The organism is Microbispora rosea (assembly GCF_044460045.1).
GTDB lineage: Bacteria > Actinomycetota > Actinomycetes > Streptosporangiales > Streptosporangiaceae > Microbispora > Microbispora rosea.
The window spans coordinates 125,694-144,092 of sequence record NZ_JBITJO010000011.1; the positions used below are offsets into that span (position 1 = coordinate 125,694).

20 protein-coding genes are annotated in these 18,399 nt (G+C 72.5%); 10 read left to right on the forward strand and 10 right to left on the reverse strand.

The window, feature by feature from the left end:
- Positions 1-164: 164 nt before the first annotated feature.
- The 4 genes from ACIBK1_RS33970 to ACIBK1_RS33985 are packed head-to-tail and all read right to left on the reverse strand — an operon-like array spanning position 165 to position 3,365.
- Complete coding sequence (locus ACIBK1_RS33970) at positions 165-629, reverse strand: Lsr2 dimerization domain-containing protein (protein WP_396739813.1); 465 nt, start codon at positions 627-629, stop codon at positions 165-167.
- The gene (locus tag ACIBK1_RS33975) at positions 616-978 is read right to left on the reverse strand and encodes a hypothetical protein (RefSeq protein WP_396739815.1); all 363 of its coding nucleotides are present in this window, start codon (positions 976-978) and stop codon (positions 616-618) included. The genes ACIBK1_RS33970 and ACIBK1_RS33975 overlap by 14 nt, the downstream gene beginning before the upstream one ends.
- Positions 975-1,331, reverse strand: coding sequence for a nuclear transport factor 2 family protein (locus tag ACIBK1_RS33980; protein WP_076439364.1), 357 nt, complete (start codon positions 1,329-1,331; stop codon positions 975-977). The genes ACIBK1_RS33975 and ACIBK1_RS33980 overlap by 4 nt, the downstream gene beginning before the upstream one ends.
- 27 nt (positions 1,332-1,358) lie before the next feature.
- The gene (locus tag ACIBK1_RS33985; RefSeq protein WP_396739817.1) at positions 1,359-3,365 is read right to left on the reverse strand and encodes a hypothetical protein; all 2,007 of its coding nucleotides are present in this window, start codon (positions 3,363-3,365) and stop codon (positions 1,359-1,361) included.
- 295 nt (positions 3,366-3,660) lie between these two features.
- Here ACIBK1_RS33985 and ACIBK1_RS33990 point away from each other — a divergent pair, with 295 nt between their 5' ends.
- Both ACIBK1_RS33990 and ACIBK1_RS33995 read left to right on the forward strand, forming a co-directional pair.
- Positions 3,661-4,551, forward strand: a complete 891-nt coding sequence (locus ACIBK1_RS33990) for a DNA-formamidopyrimidine glycosylase family protein (protein WP_030509095.1) — start codon at positions 3,661-3,663, stop codon at positions 4,549-4,551.
- Positions 4,552-4,589: 38 nt separating this feature from the next.
- Positions 4,590-5,657, forward strand: a complete 1,068-nt coding sequence (locus tag ACIBK1_RS33995; protein WP_396739819.1) for a spore photoproduct lyase family protein — start codon at positions 4,590-4,592, stop codon at positions 5,655-5,657.
- On the opposite strand, the gene ACIBK1_RS34000 is transcribed toward ACIBK1_RS33995, so the two are convergent.
- On the reverse strand, positions 5,645-6,217 hold the full coding sequence (locus ACIBK1_RS34000) for a TetR/AcrR family transcriptional regulator (protein WP_036407281.1): 573 nt from the start codon (positions 6,215-6,217) through the stop codon (positions 5,645-5,647). The two genes, ACIBK1_RS33995 and ACIBK1_RS34000, sit on opposite strands and share 13 nt — an antisense overlap.
- An 81-nt stretch (positions 6,218-6,298) precedes the next feature.
- On the opposite strand from ACIBK1_RS34000, the gene ACIBK1_RS34005 reads away from it, so the two are divergent.
- Positions 6,299-7,192, forward strand: a complete 894-nt coding sequence (locus tag ACIBK1_RS34005) for an oxidoreductase (protein ID WP_331281174.1) — start codon at positions 6,299-6,301, stop codon at positions 7,190-7,192.
- A 9-nt stretch (positions 7,193-7,201) separates the two neighbouring features.
- Here ACIBK1_RS34005 and ACIBK1_RS34010 read toward each other — a convergent pair whose 3' ends face one another.
- Both ACIBK1_RS34010 and ACIBK1_RS34015 read right to left on the reverse strand, forming a co-directional pair.
- Positions 7,202-8,029: a glycerophosphodiester phosphodiesterase gene (locus ACIBK1_RS34010; RefSeq protein WP_396739821.1), complete on the reverse strand. Its 828-nt coding sequence runs from the start codon at positions 8,027-8,029 to the stop codon at positions 7,202-7,204.
- Between the two features lie 134 nt (positions 8,030-8,163).
- Positions 8,164-8,964, reverse strand: a complete 801-nt coding sequence (locus ACIBK1_RS34015; protein ID WP_396739823.1) for a class I SAM-dependent methyltransferase — start codon at positions 8,962-8,964, stop codon at positions 8,164-8,166.
- A gap of 75 nt (positions 8,965-9,039) precedes the next feature.
- On the opposite strand from ACIBK1_RS34015, the gene ACIBK1_RS34020 reads away from it, so the two are divergent.
- Entirely contained in the window at positions 9,040-9,636 is a 597-nt protein-coding gene (locus tag ACIBK1_RS34020) for a TetR/AcrR family transcriptional regulator (protein ID WP_357314644.1), read from the forward strand.
- Between the two features lie 77 nt (positions 9,637-9,713).
- Complete coding sequence (locus ACIBK1_RS34025; protein WP_396739825.1) at positions 9,714-10,373, forward strand: HAD family hydrolase; 660 nt, start codon at positions 9,714-9,716, stop codon at positions 10,371-10,373.
- A gap of 98 nt (positions 10,374-10,471) precedes the next feature.
- Here ACIBK1_RS34025 and ACIBK1_RS34030 read toward each other — a convergent pair whose 3' ends face one another.
- Positions 10,472-11,089 (reverse strand): HAD family hydrolase, encoded by a 618-nt coding sequence (locus ACIBK1_RS34030; protein ID WP_396739827.1) that lies wholly within the window; start codon positions 11,087-11,089, stop codon positions 10,472-10,474.
- 49 nt (positions 11,090-11,138) lie between these two features.
- On the opposite strand from ACIBK1_RS34030, the gene ACIBK1_RS34035 reads away from it, so the two are divergent.
- Positions 11,139-12,425: a hypothetical protein gene (locus ACIBK1_RS34035; protein WP_396739829.1), complete on the forward strand. Its 1,287-nt coding sequence runs from the start codon at positions 11,139-11,141 to the stop codon at positions 12,423-12,425.
- Positions 12,426-12,523: 98 nt separating this feature from the next.
- Here the strand turns inward: ACIBK1_RS34035 and ACIBK1_RS34040 are convergent, their stop codons facing one another.
- Complete coding sequence (locus ACIBK1_RS34040; protein ID WP_396739831.1) at positions 12,524-13,477, reverse strand: Gfo/Idh/MocA family protein; 954 nt, start codon at positions 13,475-13,477, stop codon at positions 12,524-12,526.
- Positions 13,478-13,662: 185 nt separating this feature from the next.
- On the opposite strand from ACIBK1_RS34040, the gene ACIBK1_RS34045 reads away from it, so the two are divergent.
- Positions 13,663-14,271 carry an Ohr family peroxiredoxin gene (locus tag ACIBK1_RS34045; protein ID WP_396739833.1) on the forward strand — a complete coding sequence of 203 codons (609 nt, stop codon included), beginning with the start codon at positions 13,663-13,665 and terminating at the stop codon, positions 14,269-14,271.
- A 146-nt stretch (positions 14,272-14,417) separates the two neighbouring features.
- Here ACIBK1_RS34045 and ACIBK1_RS34050 read toward each other — a convergent pair whose 3' ends face one another.
- On the reverse strand, positions 14,418-15,200 hold the full coding sequence (locus tag ACIBK1_RS34050) for a lytic polysaccharide monooxygenase (RefSeq protein ID WP_357313237.1): 783 nt from the start codon (positions 15,198-15,200) through the stop codon (positions 14,418-14,420).
- A gap of 186 nt (positions 15,201-15,386) precedes the next feature.
- Here ACIBK1_RS34050 and ACIBK1_RS34055 point away from each other — a divergent pair, with 186 nt between their 5' ends.
- The 3 genes from ACIBK1_RS34055 to ACIBK1_RS34065 all read left to right on the forward strand — a co-directional run bounded on the left by ACIBK1_RS34055 (position 15,387) and on the right by ACIBK1_RS34065 (position 18,288).
- Entirely contained in the window at positions 15,387-16,562 is a 1,176-nt protein-coding gene (locus ACIBK1_RS34055; protein WP_396739835.1) for a sensor histidine kinase, read from the forward strand.
- A 144-nt stretch (positions 16,563-16,706) separates the two neighbouring features.
- Entirely contained in the window at positions 16,707-17,114 is a 408-nt protein-coding gene (locus tag ACIBK1_RS34060) for an ArsR/SmtB family transcription factor (protein WP_231513959.1), read from the forward strand.
- Entirely contained in the window at positions 17,107-18,288 is a 1,182-nt protein-coding gene (locus ACIBK1_RS34065) for a cation diffusion facilitator family transporter (protein ID WP_396739837.1), read from the forward strand. The genes ACIBK1_RS34060 and ACIBK1_RS34065 overlap by 8 nt, the downstream gene beginning before the upstream one ends.
- Positions 18,289-18,399: the final 111 nt, after the last annotated feature.

Genomic DNA, 18,399 nt, shown 5'->3' on the forward strand with positions numbered 1-18,399 from the left:
ACGCCGGGCGGACGCCCGGTCCGGCTGCGTGTGGCGGCGGCCGGCCGGGCGAATCCCGATCTGGAACGTCGTGTTGAAACGTTGCGTTAGACCGTTGCGTTAGAACGCTGCGTTGAGACGTCGGCTCCGGAGCGTCCGCCGAGACATCGGCTCCGGACGTGCGCTCAGACGCCGACGGCCGCCTCCACACGTGGAGACGCCTTCGCCGAGGATTCCGCCGAGGCTGCCTCTGCGGGCTCCGCGGGGGACTCTCCGGCGTCCCCGGAACCGGCGTCCTCGGGGGCGGCGTCCTCGGTAGCGGGGTGCGCCGCGACGAACTGCTCGATGACCTCGTCGGCCATCTTCCCGCGGGCGGGCACGTCGAGCCCCTGCTCGCGGGCCCATTCGCGGACGTCCGTCAGGGTGTAGCCGCGTAGCCGCGGGGAGGTGTCCGCGGCCTTCTTGGACCGCGACGCCTGCTTCACCTCGCGGGCGTTCTCCAGCACTTCCTCGATGAACGCGAGAGCCTCGCTCAGCCGCTGCTGGTTCGCGTCGGACAGGTCGATGGCGAAGGTCCGGTTCAGCAGCGGGAACTCCCGTCTCGCCACATCGTCGCCCTCGGAGTGGTCGAGGTCGTCAACCAGTATCACCTTCTGCGCCACGTGCAGCCCTTCCAGGGTGGATCTCCGTCTTTCTGGACCGTGGCATCCTACTGGTGCTCGCGTTACCGGCCCGCGTTTCCGGCCGCCTCGACCCCAGCACGAGCGCCACGGCGGCGACACCGTACGCGGCCGCTCCGGCCAGGTAGGGCGCGAAGGTCATCGGCCCCCCGTCGATGTAGTCGGGCTCGCTGCCCGCACTGATGGTCGCGCCGATCAAATCGGGCGGGAGCATGTCCACGGCGACCACCAGGTCGACGGCCGCCATCGCCCCGAGCGCGACCGCCACGACCGGCGGATCTTGCTCGGACGCCGCCGACGCCCCAGGAACGGGATTCATTCGGGGCCGTGGGTGCCCCACCCGGAGACGATCAGGTCGTCCTCGAAGACCAGCACCTCGTTGGCGAGCGCCCCCGTCTCCTTCCTGAAGTTGATCACGACACAGTCGATGCCCGCGTAGACGCCGACGACCTCGAACCTCAGATCGGGGTTGCGCCGCAGCCCCTCGGCCCAGTAGGCCCGCAGCGCGTCCTTGCCGCGGATCGTGCCGTCCGAGCCCTCGATGAGCCGCGCCGCGATCGGGGAGCGGAACACCACGTCGCCGGCGTAGTGCCGCAGGATGCGGTCGAGATCGTGCGCGTTCCACTCGGCCACCCAGGTCTCGGCGAACGCGTGTGCCCGGTCAAGATCCATGACGTCATCCAAGCACGCCCCGGCGCCTCAGCGTTTGCGCTTCCGTCCGGCGGTGCGGCCCCGGGCACCGGGTCGCGGGCCGGGCACGAATCTGAGCGGATGGGACCGCGCACGCATGGGCTCGGCGACCAGCGTGCGCAGCTCCTCCATGCTCTCCTGGGCGGGGTGGCCGGAGGCGGCCATCGCCTCGACGAGGGCGAGCGCGTTCGGCCCGGCCATGGCACGCAGCTGCTCCTGCACCTTCTCCGGGCCCGCCAGCTCCAGCAGGCCGAGCACGCCCTCCGTCGTCACCAGCAGGTTCTCGTCGGCGCCGAGGCGGTCGGAGGCCTGGTCCCCGCGTTGCGCGAGCTCCATCAGGACCATGGGGCCCAGCACCGGATCCGTACGCAGGCTGGGCAGCAGCGACCGCAGGCCCGGATGGATCTCGGCCAGGAGGGAGAGCACGGCGGCCGCCCGGGTGCGGAAGGAACAGGCGCGGACCGCGTCCAGCAGCGGCCCAGGGTCGCCTCCGTGCGCCGCGAGCCAGCCGTCCAGCTCCTGTGCCGCGGCCTTCGGCGGGTAGTGCTCGAGGAGCACGCCCAGCAGCTCGGCCGCCGAGGCGTCCGCCAGCTCGCCGATCAGCGGGGCGTTCCGGCCCTCGGCCAGCATCCGCTCGCGCAGTGCCCTCGCGCCGAGCGGCGTCAGCCGTACGAGGAGGCCCGGCTCGGCGAGACGCCGCAGCAGCCGATCCCGCGCCTCGGCCGGCAGCAGAAGCCCGTCGTCGGCGGTGCGATCGCCGGTGGTGAGATCACCGGCGAGATCGCTGGAGTACAGCGCGTCGGCCACGCCGTGGCTCAGCTCCACGGCGCCGAGCTCGGCCAGCGCCTCCATGGCCAGGGCCAGCTCCCGCCCCACTCGATCGCGCCACGTCTCCTCCGGCACGTGGCCGGACGGGATGTAGTCCTGGCAGACCAGCCAGACCGTCTCCTCCAGCCGGGCCACCGGCATCGGGCTCGCCATGCCGTACGCGCTGTTGAGCACGTCGGGCATCAGCTCGTCGAACACCGACCACAGCAACGACGGCGGCGTCAGCATGTCGCGGCCCAGCTCGAAGTACGCCTCGAACGCCCGCGACCACAGCTTCTCCGGGTCGCGCAGGAGCGGCGCGGCCTTGGCGATGCGGAGCAGGCGGCCCTTGGACGCACGGACGATCCTGGCGTGCGTCGCCCAGGCGAGCAGCAGACCGACACCGGGCAGGTCCGCGGCGCTGCGCACCTGCAGATCCTGCTCGCCGGTGCCGAGCAGTCCGGCCAGTTCCCTGGCGTCGGCCAGGCGGAGGTGACCGGCCTCGGTGAGCGTCTTCCCCTCGGCGCCCACCCAGTCGGCAAGGGCCGTCAGCCGCCGTACGACGTCGCTGCGCGCCGCCGCCTCGGCGAGTTCGCGTGCGGGTGGCAGGGCCAGCGGAGGCTGCGGGAAGGCTCGCTGCTCGTCGAGGTGCGGGCGGCCGAGCCGGGCCTCGACGACCCTGTCGAGCGCCTCGGCGTCGTACGGCACCCGGCCGGCCTCGACGTCCCGGGGAAGCATCTCCAGCGCCTTGAGGTCGGTCAGGTCGATGCCGTTGTCGAGCGCGGTCTGCGCCCAGAACTTCGCGATGCCCATGCGGGCGGGATCGTCGAGCGCCGCCGGATAGTCCGCGACGGCGGCCTTCACCGCCTGTTCCAGCTCGGCCAGGGTGGCGCCACGTGGGTCGCGCAGCCCCTTCGCGGCGATGTAGCGCAGCAGGGTCAGCAGGCTGCCGGGCGCGGTGTCCAACTCGTCGCGGTGAGCCGTGACGTAGCGCGGGATCCATTCCAGGAGGAACCTGCGCACCTGCGCCTCGTCCCAGTAGGCCAGCCGGCCGTCGACGCTGCGGTGGCGGGAGTCCAGGGCCGCCTCCAGCACCAGCGGGTCGGCGGCCATGCCGCGCTCCCCCGCCCACACGAGGCAGCGGCGGACCAGCAGGTCCTTCGCCGCCTCGAACTCCTCGTCCTCATGCGGCTCGAACCAGGTACGCATCAGACACCTCCACCCTCGGCCATGCAGCGGAGGGTATCCGTACGGGGACGGACCGCACCGGGAAACGGCCCCGGCTGTGGAAACAGGGCTGACGAGGAGACAGGGCCCAGGAGCCGGTGTGCAGGCGGTGGTGTAGCGCAGGAACCTCGTCCACCGGCGCGGGCACAGTCCGGCCACCCGCACACGGGGCGCGACCTCGTTCGCCAGTTCCGCGCAGCGGCGGTGCAGGCGTTTTCAGAGGTCGTAACTCATGATCGAGACGGTATCTCCGGGCGGGGCGGGTAGGGCGAGGGGCATGCCGGAGGGGCATCTGGTCCATCGCTACGCGGACGAGCAGCACGAGGCGCTCGCCGGGCGCGTGGTCAGGGCCGCGAGCCCGCAGGGCAGGTTCGACGCGCGGCCGTACGACGGCAGGGTCGTCGAGGGCGTGGAGGCACTCGGCAAGCACCTGCTCTACTGGCTGGAGGGCGCTCCGCCCATCCACGTGCACCTCGGCATGCGGGGGCTCTTCCTGCAGTACGACGACCCGGCGGCCGAACCACGCAAGGGCACCCGGCTGCGGCTGGCGACCGGCGAGGCGGCGTTCGACCTGATCGCGCCCGCGCGCTGCGAGCCGATGGACGAGCGGGCGGTGGCGGCGCTGCGGGCCGCGACCGGCCCCGACCCACTGCGCCCCGACCTGCGCCCCGACCCACTGCGCCCCGACGCCGCCTCTGCCACCGCCCTGGACCCCAACCGGGACACCGTCTCTGCCACCGCCCGGGACACGGTCTGGGACACGGTCGGGGGCCAGGTCTGGGGCACGGTCCGGGACACGGTTCGGGAGGAGGCCGTGCGCCGCCTGCTCGCGGCCCGCACCGCGGTCGGCGCGGCCGTGCTCGACCAGAGCGTGTGGTCGGGGATCGGCAACGCCTGGCGGGCGGAACTGCTCTTCCTCACCGGCCTCGACCCCGGCGCCCGCGACATCGGCGCCGAGGCCGCCGGGCGGCTGTGGGACACCGCGGTGCACTACCTCGCGCTCGGCCGCGACGCCGGGCAGGTGGTCAGCGACCCCGGCGCGCCGGACGAGCGGTGGGTCTACAAACGCGAACGCTGCCGCCGCTGCGGAGCCGCCGTCCGGACCTGGACACTGGCGTCGAGGACGGCGTACGCGTGCCCGGCCGACCAGCACCTCCAGGCCCTCTGACCTGGGAAGTCGCACCGTTATCGAGTTGTTATATCCAGGTGAACGAAGGCCGGAGACTGCTGGACATCCGCCGCATCTACGTCGAACCCGCCGCGGCCGAGCTGCCCCGCGGCAAGGAGATCCTGGAGCGTTTCCCCGAGGCCGAGCGGATCGAGATCGAGGCCCACCACCGCATCCCCGAGCTGTACGGGGACGAGGCGAACGTGGCCCGCTGGGTCAGGATCAAGACCGAGGCGCTGGTCCTCGGCGTCAAGAAGTCGCTCACCGCGCGGCCGAACGGCCGGTCGAGCGACTTCATCGCGCCCTCGACGGCCAACGGCTGCGCGATGGCCTGCGCGTACTGCTACGTGCCGCGCCGCAAGGGCTACAGCAACCCGATCACGGTGTTCGCCAACATCGACAAGATCACGGCCTATCTCGCGAGGCACGCCCGGCGGCAGGGCGCAAAGCCCGAGCCCGACCAGGTGGACCCGCACGCCTGGGTCTACGACATCGGCGAGAACTCCGACTGCTCGGTGGACGCGACCCTCTCCGCCAACGTGCGCGATCTCGTCGATCTCTTCCGCGACCTGCCGAACGCCAAGGCGAGCTTCGCCACCAAATACGTCAACCGCGAGCTGCTCGGCTGGGACCCGCGAGGCCGTACGCGCGTCCGCTTCAGCCTGATGCCGGCCGCCGACGCCAAGTTGCTGGACATCCGCACCTCGCCGGTCGCCGACCGGATCGCGGCAATCGACGACTTCGTCGAGGCGGGATACGAGGTGCACGTCAACTTCAGCCCGGTGGTCGTCCGCGACGGCTGGCTGGAGGACTGGGCCGAGCTGCTCGGGCAGCTCGACGACGCGCTGAGCCCGGCCGCCCGCGACCAGCTCGCCGCCGAGGTCATCTTCCTCACGCACAACGACCGGCTGCACGAGGTCAACCTCGGCTGGCATCCCAAGGCCGAGGAGGTGCTGTGGCGTCCCGACCTCCAGCAGCCGAAGCGCTCGCAGACGGGCGGCTGGAACGTCCGCTACAAGACCGGCCACAAGGGCCGTTACGTCACCGCGCTCACCGGCCTGATCGCCGAGAAGATCCCGTACTGCCGGGTCCGCTACGCCTTCTGACCGCCGTCCGGCAGGGCGAGAGCGCGTACGGCGAGCTCCACCCACCGGATCCGCGAGGGCCTGGGCGTCCCTGCGCCCGGGGAGGTGGTCAGGAGCAGGGCGACGTCGTCGACGGTGACGTCGGGCCGTAGCGTACGGTCCCGGTGGGCGGCGGCGACCAGGGTCTCCAGCGCGTGGGTGGCGCGTTCCTGGATCTCGCGCAGCGATTCGCCCGCCAGGCCCGCCACCGCCTCGCGGAGCAGGCGTTCCTGCCCCATGTCCACCACCACCCGGTGCAGCAGCCCGGCGATCTCGTCCAGGGCCGCACTCCGGCCGTCGCCGACCCTGCCCACGGCGGCGTCGAGGGTCTGGGCGATGGTCGCGCCCAGCTCGGTCACGATGGCGTCGACCAGGTCGTTCTTGGTCGGAAAGTGCCGGTAGAGCGTGCCCACGGCCACCCCGGCCGCCGCCGCGATGTCGTCCATCCCGGCGTCCGGCCCATGCGTCGTGATGAGCTCGCGCGCCGCGCGGACGATGGCGGCCCGGTTGCGCACCGCGTCCGCGCGCGGCCCCTTGGTCACTCGCTCAACCTCCTCTTGCCACCAACCTGAACCACTAGTTCATAATAAAACATGAACGGCTGGTTCAGGTTAGGAGTGATCGTGAAGGCATGGACCGAAGAGAACATCCCCGGCCAGCGGGGCCGTACGGCGGTGGTGACCGGCGCCAACACCGGCATCGGACTCCAGACGGCCAGGGCGCTGGCCCTGCGCGGCGCGGCGGTCGTGCTCGCCTGCCGCGACATCGCCAAGGCCGAGGCGGCGGCCGCCCGGATCCGCGGTGACGCGCCGCAGGCCACCGTTGACGTGGTCCGCCTGGATCTGGGCGCGCTCGCGTCGGTGCGGGCGGCGGCCGGCGAGATCCGCGCCCGTCACGACCGGATCGACCTGCTCGTCAACAACGCGGGCGTGACCGGGCTCTCCGGCCGTACGGAGGACGGCTTCGAGATCCAGTTCGGCGTCAACCATCTGGGCCACTTCGCTCTCACCGGGCTGGTGCTGGACCTGCTGCTGACCGTGCCGGGGTCCCGCGTGGTGACGGTCAGCAGCATCGGCCACCGGTTCGGCCGGATCGACACCGACGACCCCGACTCGGGCGCAGGCGCCTACGCCCGGTCGAAACTCGCCAACCTGTTGTTCACCTACGAACTGCAGCGGCGACTGCGGACGGCCGGGGCGTCCACCGCGGCGCTGGCCGCGCACCCCGGCGGCGCCACGACGGAGGTGTTCCGATACTCCTCGCCATGGTTCCGGGTGCCGAACCTGCTGATCGCCCGGCTGTTCGGGCGGACTCCGGCCATGGGCGCGCTGCCCACCCTGCGCGCGGCGACCGACCCGGAGGCCGCCGGCGGCGACTACTACGGCCCGGGCGGCCTGTTCGAGATCCGCGGATATCCCGAGCGGGTCAGGGCGGCCGCCCGCGCCCACGACAGCGGCCTGGGGCAGCGCCTGTGGGAGGTCTCCCAGCGGCTCACCGCCGTGACCTACCCCGTCTGAGCGCCGCCGTCATCCCGCGAGTTCACGTACGACGTCCGGCTTGTTGGTGATGACGCCGTCCACCCCCGCGCCGATCAGGCGGCGTACTGCGGCGGGGTCGTCCACGGTCCAGGCGAGGACCTTCATCCGCAGCCGGTGGACGCGCCGGACGTACTCCGCCGTGACGTCGGCGTACGGCGGGTTGATCTGGTCGGCGAACCGGGCCAGGCCCGGCAGCTCCGCGACCCGCGGCGTGCCGAGCAGGCCGATCGGCACCCGGGGCATGAGGCCGTGGAAACGGCGCATCGAGTTCCAGTCGAACGACTGGACGACGATTCTGCCGCGCCAGGCGGGGTCGCGCCCGATCTCCTCGGCCACCCTGACCTCGATGCCGGGGTAGAGCCGGGGCTCCTTGATCTCCAGCAGCAGGCCGAGCCCGCTGTCGCGCATCGCGCGCAGCGCCTCGCCGAGCGTGGGCACCGCCTCCCCGGCGTACTTGCGGGAGAACCACGAGCCGGCGTCCAGCCTGCGGATCTCGGCCAGCGTGAATTCGCCGATTCGCCACGACGCCCGGCCGGGGAAGACCTCCTCCACGTCGGTCGTACGGCCGAGCGTCGTGTCGTGCATCAGGACCAGGCGGTGGTCTTCGGTCTCCTGGACGTCGAGCTCGAACATGTCCGCGCCCCGGTCGCGGGCCAGTTCGAAGGCCGCGACGGTGTTCTCCGGCGCGTACGCGGACGCGCCGCGATGGGCCACGACCAGGGGCGCCGACGCCGCCGTGGCGGGGACGACAGGGGTAAGGGTCGAGGTGAGGGCGATCAGGACGATCGCGGCGATGAGGCCGAGTCGCCGGCGCATGGTTCTCCTCGGAGTCGGGAGCGACTACGAGGAGAATTTGACCGTGCACCATTACACGCAGTTGATTTTCCGATGGCGGCCCGGTGCCGGCTCGGTGAGCATCGCCCCGTCTCCGGGCGTCCCGCCCGAATCGGTCAGGTACGCGTCGCGGTCACCACCACCGTCACATAGGACATCGTGAAGCCGCCTCCCATCGCGTCGATGGCGTCCCCGACACCGGCGAGCACCTCGGGCAGCGCGTCCGGCGGGAGCCGCGTGAGGGCGCCGGACGTCGGCATCTGGTCCAGCCACTCGTCACGGGTGTAGAACCGCTGCCAGTCGTAGTGCCACTCCTCGACGTCGCCGAACGCGCCCGCGTCCCTGATTCCGTCGGCGGCCTTGGTGAACAGCGGCCGGTAGCCGTCGAGGGCGGACACCGCAGGCCGGTCCTGCGACGGGAAGCCGGCCATCACCCGCCGATAGACCTCGGCGTGGGCCTCCGCCACGACCAGCGGGGGCTCGAACACGTGCCAGAACAGCGCCAGCCGGCCACCGGGGCGCAGCACCCCGGCCGCCTTGGCCGCGCCGGCGACCGGGTCGACCCAGTGCCAGGCCGTTCCCGCGACGACCGCGTCGAACGAACGGCCGGCGGGGTCCCATGCTTCGAAGGTCGCCACCTCGACCTCGAGTCCCCTGCGGCGTGCGAAGCCGGCCATCCGCGCGTCGGGTTCGACGCCGAGCACCGTGCAGCCCGCCGCCTGGAACTGCCGGGCCGCTATGCCGGTGCCGCAGCCGACATCGAGGACGTCAGGCCCGGGGGCGGCGGCGACGATCCGTTCCACCATCGCGCCGGGATAGGGCGGCCGGGTCCGGTCGTAACGCTCGGCGTCCACGCCGAACGACTCCGCCATCTCCCTGGCCTTGTGTGACTCGTTCTCGGAAGGTGAAGTGGGCATGCGCCCACTATGAGTGGGCGAGTGCCCACTCGTCAATTCGGATAATCTCGACGGACGGACAGGAGGGATGGAACGGTGCCGACAGGGGTTGCCCTCCGCGACGCGCGGGAGCAGTTGTTCGAGGCCGCGGAGCGCGTCCTGCTCCGCGACGGGCCGAGCGGGCTGACCAGCCGGGCGGTCACCACCGAGGCGGGCTGCGCCAAGGGCGTTCTGCACAGGCACTTCGCCGACTTCGACGCCTTCCTCGCCGAGCTCGTGCTGGACGGCATCGCCAGGATCGACGGTCAGTCCGCCGCCCTTCGCCGATCGGCCGGAACCGGCACCGTCGCCGGCAACCTCACCGCCGTGCTGACCGACCTGTTCGGGTCGGTCGCCGTGGCGGTCGTCGGCCTGATCATCTCCCGCGACGGCCTGCGCGCCCGGCTGCGGCAGGCCAGGCCGGGCCCTGGCCTGCCGCTCCTGACGGAGGCCGCGGCCATGCTCGCCTCCTACCTCGCCGCCGAGCGCGACCTCGGCCGCATCGCGGCGGACGCCGATGTCGACACGCTCGCCCCCACCCTGCTCGGAGCCTCACACCTGCTGTTCGCCGACCGGGACGGCGGCCCGCCCCAGGCCGACGCCGTCCACAAGATGGTCACCACGGTCGTCGCCGGCGTCGTACGGACCGAGTAGCGCCCGCCGCGAACCGCCTCCGGCGGCGAGAAGTGATCACATGAGCGCCGCGAGCGGGGCGGGTAGCGTGATCGGATGTGACGAGACTCGCGCTGTTCGACCTGGACAACACGCTGATCGACCGTGACGCGGCCTTCCGTTCGTGGGCCGAGGAGTTCGTGGACGGCCACGGCCTGGGCGCCGAGGAGGTCGAGCGGCTGGTCGCCCTCGACGAGCACGGCTACCTGCCGCGCGAGACGCTCCTGGCGCAGGTGAAGGAGGATTACGGGCTCGACGGCCGCGTCGAGGACCTGTGGGCCGCCTACCGGCGCCGCATACCGGACTTCGTCCGCTGCCCGCCGGAGGTGCGTGACGGCCTCGCCCGTCTGCGTACGGCGGGCTGGCGGGTGGCGATCGTGACCAACGGGCATGCGGAGAGCCAGCTCGGCAAGATCCGGCGGGTCGGCCTCGACGAGGTCGTCGACGCGTGGGCCGTCTCCGGGGCGGAGGGCGTCCGCAAGCCGGACCGGGGGCTGTTCGAGATCGCCGCGACCCGTGCGGGCGCGAGCCTCGGCGCGGGCGGATGGATGGTCGGCGACCACCCCGTGATGGACATGGCGGGAGGACGGGCCATCGGGTTCGCCACGATCTGGATCGACCGGGGCGGCTGGACGGGTCAGGAGCCCGCATCGGACCACACCGTCACCGACGTGACCGAGGCGATCGGCATCCTCCTCTCGGAGGTGGATGGGCGGTAGCGGCGTGGCCGACGACGACCGCCTCACGCCGCGCCTTCACCCAGGACGCCGCCCGCGACGACCGGATGCACCCGGCCACCGGAATCGCCCGGCCGGGGTCAGCCGAGCAGCGGCGCGAGCGCCGTCTCCAGGTCGGGCAGGCCGGTGAACAGGACGGCCGTCATGCCGAGCGCCCTGGCCGCCTCGACGTTCTCCTCACGGTCGTCGACGAACAGGCACCGCCCGAGCGGCACACCCGCACGCTCGGCGGCGATCTCGTAGATGCGGGGGCCGGGCTTGGCCACGCCCACCAGTGCGCTGCTGACCACCTCGTCGGCGAAGTGGCTCAGGCCCAGCCAGGCGAGGTCGTCCTCCAGGCTCAGCGTCGCGTTGGTGACCAGCACGACGGGCACGTGCTCCTGGGCCCGGCGCAGCAGGCCGAGCACGTCCTCATCCACCCGGGCGGGCGCCTTGACGAACGCCGTGACCAGCGCGCGGGCCTGCTCCCGCGGCACCTGGACGGCCAGGGCGGCCTCGGCCGCCTCCATCCACTGCTCGACGGTGATCTGCCCCAGCAGCGCCGGCATGTCCACCTCGGGGGCGAAGACGACCTTCGCGGTGGTGCCCTCGGCCAGGCCCACGGCCCGTTCCAGCTCGGTCAGCTCCGACTGGTCGTAGAAGCGGATGACACCGTCGAAGTCGCACAGCACCGCGTCGTACGGCCGGGGGATCGTCACCGCCCATGCATACCACGCGTGGCCGCACCCCGAATGACATGATCGACGGGTGACGGTCAGACGGCTGCCTCTCCTCGTCCTGCGCGCGGTGCTGTGCGGGATCCTGTGCGCGGCGTCGGCGGCCTGCGGCCTCGTCCACGCCGGAGCCGGGGGCGACGGCATGCTGAGCGCGGCGGACCTGTACGGCGGGCGGCCCACCGAGGTGTCCGGCGCGCATCCGCCGCTCGTGCCCGCGCCCTGCGCGGCCGAACCGTTCCGCAGCGACGACGACCGCCTGGACACACGGGCGATCACGGCGAGCGTGGCTCCCGGGAGCGGGGACCGCCGCTTCCAGGTCTACGAGTACGTGGCCGGCTACCGCCCCGGCGGCGCGCAGGCCTACCTCGACGAGCTGGGCGAGCGGCTCGGACGCTGCCGGGACGAGGCGGATCATTACTCCCTCGTCGCCACGGACATCGGCGTGCCCGGCACGATGCTGGTGCAGCACGACTACCGGGAGGGCGGCGCCGAGAAGACGGGCGTCTACCTGGTCGGCCGGGCCGGCGACCGTCTCGTCTCCGTCCTGGAGAGCACGGCGGGGGACGCCACACTGGTGAACGAGATCGGCGTCCGGGCGCTGCGCCGCGCGGGCGCGACGGGGGACGCCACCCCATCGGTCGTCACGCACGAGGACACCACCCGCTGGGTCACCTTCGCCGTGTCCACGATCACCGAGGTCCGCCTCTCCGGCGACGGCAGGGTCCTGACGCTCGACGCCCGGGTGCCCGACGGCCCCGACGGCTGCCTGCGCGGGCCGACCGGCAGGCTGGACGGCTTCGAGCCGAAGCTGGTCCGGGTCGACATCCGCTTCGAGTCCCGGCTCCTGATGGCCGGGAACGGCTGCCCCGGCGAGCGTACGGTGCCGGTGGAGGTGCGGCTGCCCAAGCCGCTCGGCGAGCGCGACGTGGTCGTCAACCTCGATCAGCTCTACACCCTCGACCGGCCGGGCCTGCTGCGCCGCTGCGGCGAGCTCGGCTGTCACCCGGCGCCGACGGGCTGCACCTCCGACTCCTACTTCCAGGCCGCCAGGGACGCGGACGCGCCGCAGCACAGCTATCACCGTGAGCGGGGATGCGACGGGAAGTGGCTCGTCATGGACATCTCGATCAACGGCGGGCCGGTGTGCGAGAGGCCGGGCGACTGCGCGGGCGCGTCCGGGACGACCCGATACTTCTACCGCGCGACGCCCACCGGCTGGCGGGTGATCGCGGCCACGACCAAGCCGGGATGCGACGACGTGCTCGCCACGGAGCCGCGCTTCCCGCGCGGGCTCTGCGCGACGCTCACCGCGCCCTGAACCGGACCCCTTGGACCCGGACGCCTTGGACCCGGACGCCTTGACGCCTGGACGACTCGGACGTCCCGGATGCCTCGCGACGCCCCGGCCGGGGCGGGTCATCGCAGCAGGTCGAGGGCGCGGGCGGTGCCGAGGGAGTCGTCGGCCGCCGTGTGCCGGGGCTCGGCCTCGCCGCGCAGCACCTCGTGGATGTGGCGGATTCCCCAGGAGAACGCCGTGCCCTCGCCCGGCTCGTGCCGGGCGACCAGACGCCCCTCGCGCCACACTTCGAGCCCGTCGTGCGGCTCGGGGTGGAACGGGTTGGACAGCCGGATCTCCCCGCCGGTGCCGACCAGGCGGGTGTACGTGGTGAACGGCAGGGCGAAGCTGCAGCTCAGCATCAGCCGGCCGGAGTCGAATTCCAGGACCCCCGCGGTCTCGAGGTCCACCCCCGCCTCGCTCTTGACCGCGACGGCGTGCCCGTCGACGGCGTCGCCGCCGAACAGCAGGTGCGCGAGCCGTACGGGATAGCAGCCCACGTCGTAGAGCGCGCCGCCGCCGAGGGCCGGGTCGAGCCTGATGTCCTCGGTGCCCTCCATGGTGAAGTTGAAGGACGACCAGATCTCCCGCAGTTCGCCGATCGAGCCCTCTGCGAGCAGCCCGCGCAGCCGGGCCGTCTGCGGGTGGAACGGGAAGACGAACGCCTCCCAGAGCGGCCGGGCCGACCGGCGCGCCACCTCGATGACGTTCCCGGCCTCCTCGGCCGTGAGGCACAGCGGCTTCTCGCACAGGACCGCCTTGCCCGCCTCCAGGGCGGCGACGGTCCACTGCGCGTGCAGGGCGTTCGGCAGCGGGATGTACACCGCGTCGATCGACGGGTCCTCGATGACGGCCTCGTAGCCGCGCACGGCGCGGGCGACGCCGTTCCGCGCGGCGAACTCCTCGGCCCGGGACAGGTCACGGCCCGCCACCACGGCGGCCGTGCCCCCGCCTGCCTCGCGCAACGCGGGCAGGAACGCCCGCGCGGCGATGCCCGCCGTTCCGAGGACGCCCCACCGGACAGCGCCACTCATACCGCACCCACTCCTCGCCGCCGTTGCCGACATTTCGCCGTTCATTGGGCAATGCCTGCCGGGACCGTAGCACAGCGGTACTGATGGGAACTTTTGCCCCCAAAGTCCGATATCGGAAAGCATGCAGGGGTACGTGACCCGCCGATCCCGACCGGGACGCGACGCGAGCGGACGAGGGATGCGCGATGAGCGAGGAAATATGGCGGTTCACCCATCTGCCGGGCGACCGGGCACCCGGACCCGACTATTCGGGGCCCGGAGTCGAAGCGGAGCTCACCGGGCGGATGCCCGAGGGCCGCCCCGCCGAACGGCCCGAACGGCCCGAACGACGCGGGCGGCCCGGGCGGCCCGAGCGGTTTGAGCAGCCCGAGCGCGGCGGCGGATCATATGACGATCTCTACACGGCTCGGGCCTCGTCCGCGCTCGGCAAGGTGGCCTCGGACGACGGCATGCTCGACGTCCGCATCAAGGCGCCGGGGGAACTCGGCGGCCCCGGTGGGGCGACCAACCCCGAGCAGTTGCTCGCCGCGGCGTACGCCTCCTGTTTCCACAACTCGCTCACGCTGGTCGCCGGACGACAGGGCGTCCCGACCTCCGACGCCACCGTGGACACGAGCGTCACGCTCCGCAAGCGCGGCACCGCCGACGACTACACGATCGCCACGGACCTGACCGTACGCCTGCCGGGGGTCGAGCCCGAGGCGGCCCGCAGGCTGGTGGAGCAAGCTCACGGAGAGTGCCCGTATTCGCGGGCCTTCATGCAGGGCGCCGAGGTGCACGTCCACCTCGCCTGACCGCCGCACCGTCCCGGACCCGGCCGGGACGGGTGCGTCGAGCGGATGCGCGGCCCTTCACGCGCCCGCGCGAAGGGCCGTGCCGGGGACCGGGGGCGGACCCGCGTCACGCACGTCGCGGGCCCGCCCCAGCCGCCTTTTCTGTCTCAGATCTTCTGCCACAGTGCGGGGACGTTCGGCGGCTCCCAGCCCGCGAGCGCCGTGTGGGCCTGGATGCACCGATACGTCGCCCCGCCGTAGGTCACCTGGTCACCCACCTTGTACGCCGTGCCGGCGGCCCAGGTGCCCTTGGGAACGGTCGGCGTGGGCGTCGGGGTGCGTGTCGGCGTGGGAGACGGGGTCGGGGTCGGGGTACGCGTCGGCGTCGGGCTCGGAGTGGGCCTGGGCGTGGGGCTGGGCGTGGGGCTGGGCGTCCCGCCCCCGCCGACCTGGAGGTCAACGCAGGCGTAGAACGCGTTGGTGGTGTCGGCCACGTTCCAGATCGCCAGCACCTTCTGCCGGCCCGTACGTCCACCCAGGTTCACGGTGTGGCTGACGGTGGCCGGAGGCTGCGCCCCGTGATCGTCGAAGACGGCGATCCGGGTGCCTCCGATGTAGTACTCCCACGTGCTGGTCGAGTGGCGGGCGGTCAGCGACCACGTGAAGGTGACGGTGTTGCCGACGCTGGTGGCCGGCCAGGGCTTGCTCTCGTCGTCGAGCTGGGCGAACCGGGCGTTGCCGCCACTGCAGCTGCGCAGCCCCTTCGGTCCCTCCACGCTCTGGGGCTCGTAGACGATGTCGCCGCAATTGGGCACGCGGCCCTGGGCGCACATCGCCTGGCGGCTCGCGGGCGACGAGATGTATCCGTGCGCCTGGGCCGGTGAGGCGATGAACACGGTGGCGCCGATGCCGGTCATCGCCGTCGCGAGGAAGGTCAGCGTTCTTCGCATGTGTGCTCCTCACTGCTGGGGGGTGGCGCAAATGTAAAGGAAAGTTTCCTAACAGTAAAGGCCCAATGACAGCGGCGGTCAGGGGCCGGAACAGGTCGGCCCAGCACGGCGCGGGGGCTCGGCTGGGCCCCCGAGCGGCTTCCCGCAGCACTCTCGTGGTGCACTGAAACCAGGGGGATGTGCGCCATGTCGCAACGTTCGTCGATCACGACCCGGCCGGCACCGGCCCACAGCGCCGCCGTCGTGCCGCCGAGTCTGGCGGCGTCGAGCCGGCTGTCCGCCGATCACCCACCGGCCGCCGGCCCGGCCTCGCAGGACGACCGGGCGCTGGATGTGCTCGAACCCGTGGCGGCGACCCCCGTGTACGCGCATCCGGCGTTGCTCCTGGTGCTGTTCTGCGGAGCGCTCCTGCTGGCCGGGGCGGTCGTGTATCTCGGCTTCCGCCTGACCGGCGGCGGGGTCCCGCCGGCGCCCGCGCCTCCGGACGAGCAGAAGGACGCCGCGCCGAAGCAGGCTGCGCCGAAGCAGCCCAGGGCAGAGGAGATCACGGCGAAGCGGATGGAGGGCGAGGAGGTGGAGGCGGCCGGCCCACACCTGCCTGCCCCGGCGCACACCGAGATCGACGGCCTGGCCCCCGGTCTGAACCGTACGCTCGGGCGGCTGGAGGAGGCGCTGGAGCGGCAGCGCCGTTTCAGTTCCGACGCCTCCCATGAGCTGCGCACCCCGCTGACCGCCATGCGCACCCAGATCGAGGACGCCCTCCAGGCACCGCAGGAGACCGACGCGGCCACCCTGGCCAGGGCGCTGCTGCCGAGCCTCGACCGGCTGCAGCGGATCGCGACCGACCTGCTGGCGCTCTCGCGGCTGGAGAGCGACGCGCTCCCCGTCCGGCGGCAGCGGGTGGATCTCGGGAAGCTGGCCGAAGGCGAGCTGCGGACGCTGCCGATCACGAAGCGGACGGTCCCCCTGCTGGGCCCGGACGTCGTCGTGATGGGAGACCCCGACTCGCTCGGCAGCCTCATCTGCAACCTCATCGGCAACGCGCAGCGGCACGCCGCCAGCACGGTCACGGTCACGGTGTGGCGCGAACCGCGAGGACCCGGCGGACCACCGGGCGGAACGGCCGTGCTCGAAGTGGCCGACGACGGCCCCGGAATCCCCCGCGAGCAGCGGGAGAAGGTCTTCCAGCGGTTCACGCGGCTCGACTCGGCCCGCAGCAGGGACGCGGGAGGAGCCGGGCTCGGGCTGGCCATCGCCCGCCAGGTCGCCCAGAACCACGGCGGCCGGCTGACCATCGAAGACAGCGCCGAGGGGGCGCGTTTCGTGCTGCGACTGCCGCTCGCCCCCGCCCTCACCCCCTGAACCACGAGCCACGAACCCCGGGCCCCGGGTCCCGAGCGCTGGACGCTGTGCGAGAACCCTGGGCCAGAGCGCCTGGGGCGGGTTCCGGCAGAAAAGGACCGGGAACGCGTTGACATGACGCGTCCGCGACCTAAACTCACACACGTGAACGATCGTTCAAGTGTTGTGGATCTCGCGGCGGCCGACTCCTGCGCGCTCCCGGTGGTGGACGCGCACCGGGTGGAGACGGTCAGGGGGTCCATGCCGTCGCAGCAGACGGTGGAGGACCTGGCGCAGGTCTTCGGCCTCCTCGCCGATCCCGGGCGGCTGCGGCTGATCGCGGCGCTGCTTGAGGGCGGCGAGATGTGCGTGTGCGATCTCGCGGCGGCGACCGGCCACAGCATGTCCGCGGCGTCGCACGCCCTGCGCCTGCTCCGCTTCCACAACGTGGTGAAGGTGCGGCGCGCGGGAAGGATGGCCTATTACCGCCTCGCGGACTCGCACGTGCGACTGCTCTTCGACCTGGCGATCACGCACATCGGACATGAGGAGAAGGACCGGAGCGATGGGTGAGACCGGCAGGAGGCACGGGCACCGCACCGGGACGGGTGCCGACCACGAGCACGACCGCGAGTACGACCGTGAGCACGGACACGAGCACGACCGTGAGCACGAGCGCGGGCACGAGCGAGGGCACGGTCGCGGTCATGGGCACGGGCATGGGCACGCGGTCAGCGCCGAGGCCGATGGGCGCCTGCTGACCGGCGCGCTGGCGCTCATCCTCGGCTTCATGGCGGTCGAGGTCGTCATCGGCGTCATCGCGCACTCCCTCGCCCTGATCTCCGACGCCGGGCACATGCTGACCGACGCCATCGCCATCGCCTTCGCGATCATCGCGATGCGGATCGCCGCCCGCCCGCCCCAGGGCGGCTTCACCTACGGCCTGAAACGCGCCGAGATCATCAGCGCCCAGATCAACGGCATCACGCTGCTGCTGCTGAGCGTCTACTTCGTCTACGAGGGCGTACGCAGGCTGATCGAGCCGCCCGAGGTCGAAGGCGCGTACGTCGTCGCCACCGGCATCGCCGGTATCGCGGTCAACCTGGCCGCGACCTGGCTGCTGAGCAGGGCCAACCGCGCCAGCCTGAACGTCGAGGGCGCCTTCCAGCACATCCTCAACGACCTGTTCGCCTTCATCGCCACCACCGCCGCCGGCGCGGTGATCTGGCTGACCGGCTGGGGCCGGGCCGACGCCCTGGCCGCGCTGGTCGTGGCCGCGCTGATGCTGAAGGCCGGGTGGGACCTGGTGCGCGAGTCCGGCCGGGTCTTCATGGAGGCCGCCCCCGCCGGGATGAACCCCGCCGAGATCGGCCGCAAGGCCGCCGCCCTGGAACACGTGGTGGAGGTGCACGACCTGCACATCTGGGAGGTCACCAGCGGCTACCCCGCCATGTCGGCGCACATCCTGGTCGTCCCCGGCGCGGACTGCCACGCCGTACGGCAGGCGGCGCAGCGGATGGTCCACGACGAGTACGGCATCGCCCACACCACGCTGCAGGTCGACCACGCCCCGCCGGAGCTTCTCGCGATCGGGGAGACGGCGGCCGAGGCCGTCGAGCCCCACTGCGCGGACGCGCACGGTCCCGCGCACGTCAACGGGCGGACGGCGGCCGGGGACGACCGCCCGTCGCGGGGCTGCGCCGCCCGCCGCTACATCAGGTTCCCCAGCGCCAGACGCCTCTCCTGACGCCCGCCTCCCCTCCCGCCGGAGCGCCTCGGAGCGACCTCGGAGCGGCCCGCGGGCCGGCGCCCGGACACGGACGGAGGAGCAGGACGCGGCGGGCGTGCGCGGCCGGCG

Bases quoted from the DNA above. Each gene is read 5' to 3' on its own strand.
- ACIBK1_RS33975 (WP_396739815.1), bottom strand. From the start codon at position 978: ATGAATCCCGTTCCTGGGGCGTCGGCGGCGTCCGAGCAAGATCCGCCG.
- ACIBK1_RS33980 (WP_076439364.1), bottom strand. From the start codon at position 1,331: ATGGATCTTGACCGGGCACACGCGTTCGCCGAGACCTGGGTGGCCGAG.
- ACIBK1_RS33985 (WP_396739817.1), bottom strand. From the start codon at position 3,365: ATGCGTACCTGGTTCGAGCCGCATGAGGACGAGGAGTTCGAGGCGGCG.
- ACIBK1_RS34015 (WP_396739823.1), bottom strand. From the start codon at position 8,964: ATGCCCACTTCACCTTCCGAGAACGAGTCACACAAGGCCAGGGAGATG.
- ACIBK1_RS34050 (WP_357313237.1), bottom strand. From the start codon at position 15,200: ATGCGAAGAACGCTGACCTTCCTCGCGACGGCGATGACCGGCATCGGC.
- ACIBK1_RS33990 (WP_030509095.1), top strand. From the start codon at position 3,661: ATGCCGGAGGGGCATCTGGTCCATCGCTACGCGGACGAGCAGCACGAG.
- ACIBK1_RS34055 (WP_396739835.1), top strand. From the start codon at position 15,387: ATGTCGCAACGTTCGTCGATCACGACCCGGCCGGCACCGGCCCACAGC.
- ACIBK1_RS34045 (WP_396739833.1), top strand. From the start codon at position 13,663: ATGAGCGAGGAAATATGGCGGTTCACCCATCTGCCGGGCGACCGGGCA.
- ACIBK1_RS34040 (WP_396739831.1), bottom strand. From the start codon at position 13,477: ATGAGTGGCGCTGTCCGGTGGGGCGTCCTCGGAACGGCGGGCATCGCC.
- ACIBK1_RS34010 (WP_396739821.1), bottom strand. From the start codon at position 8,029: ATGCGCCGGCGACTCGGCCTCATCGCCGCGATCGTCCTGATCGCCCTC.
- ACIBK1_RS34065 (WP_396739837.1), top strand. From the start codon at position 17,107: ATGGGTGAGACCGGCAGGAGGCACGGGCACCGCACCGGGACGGGTGCC.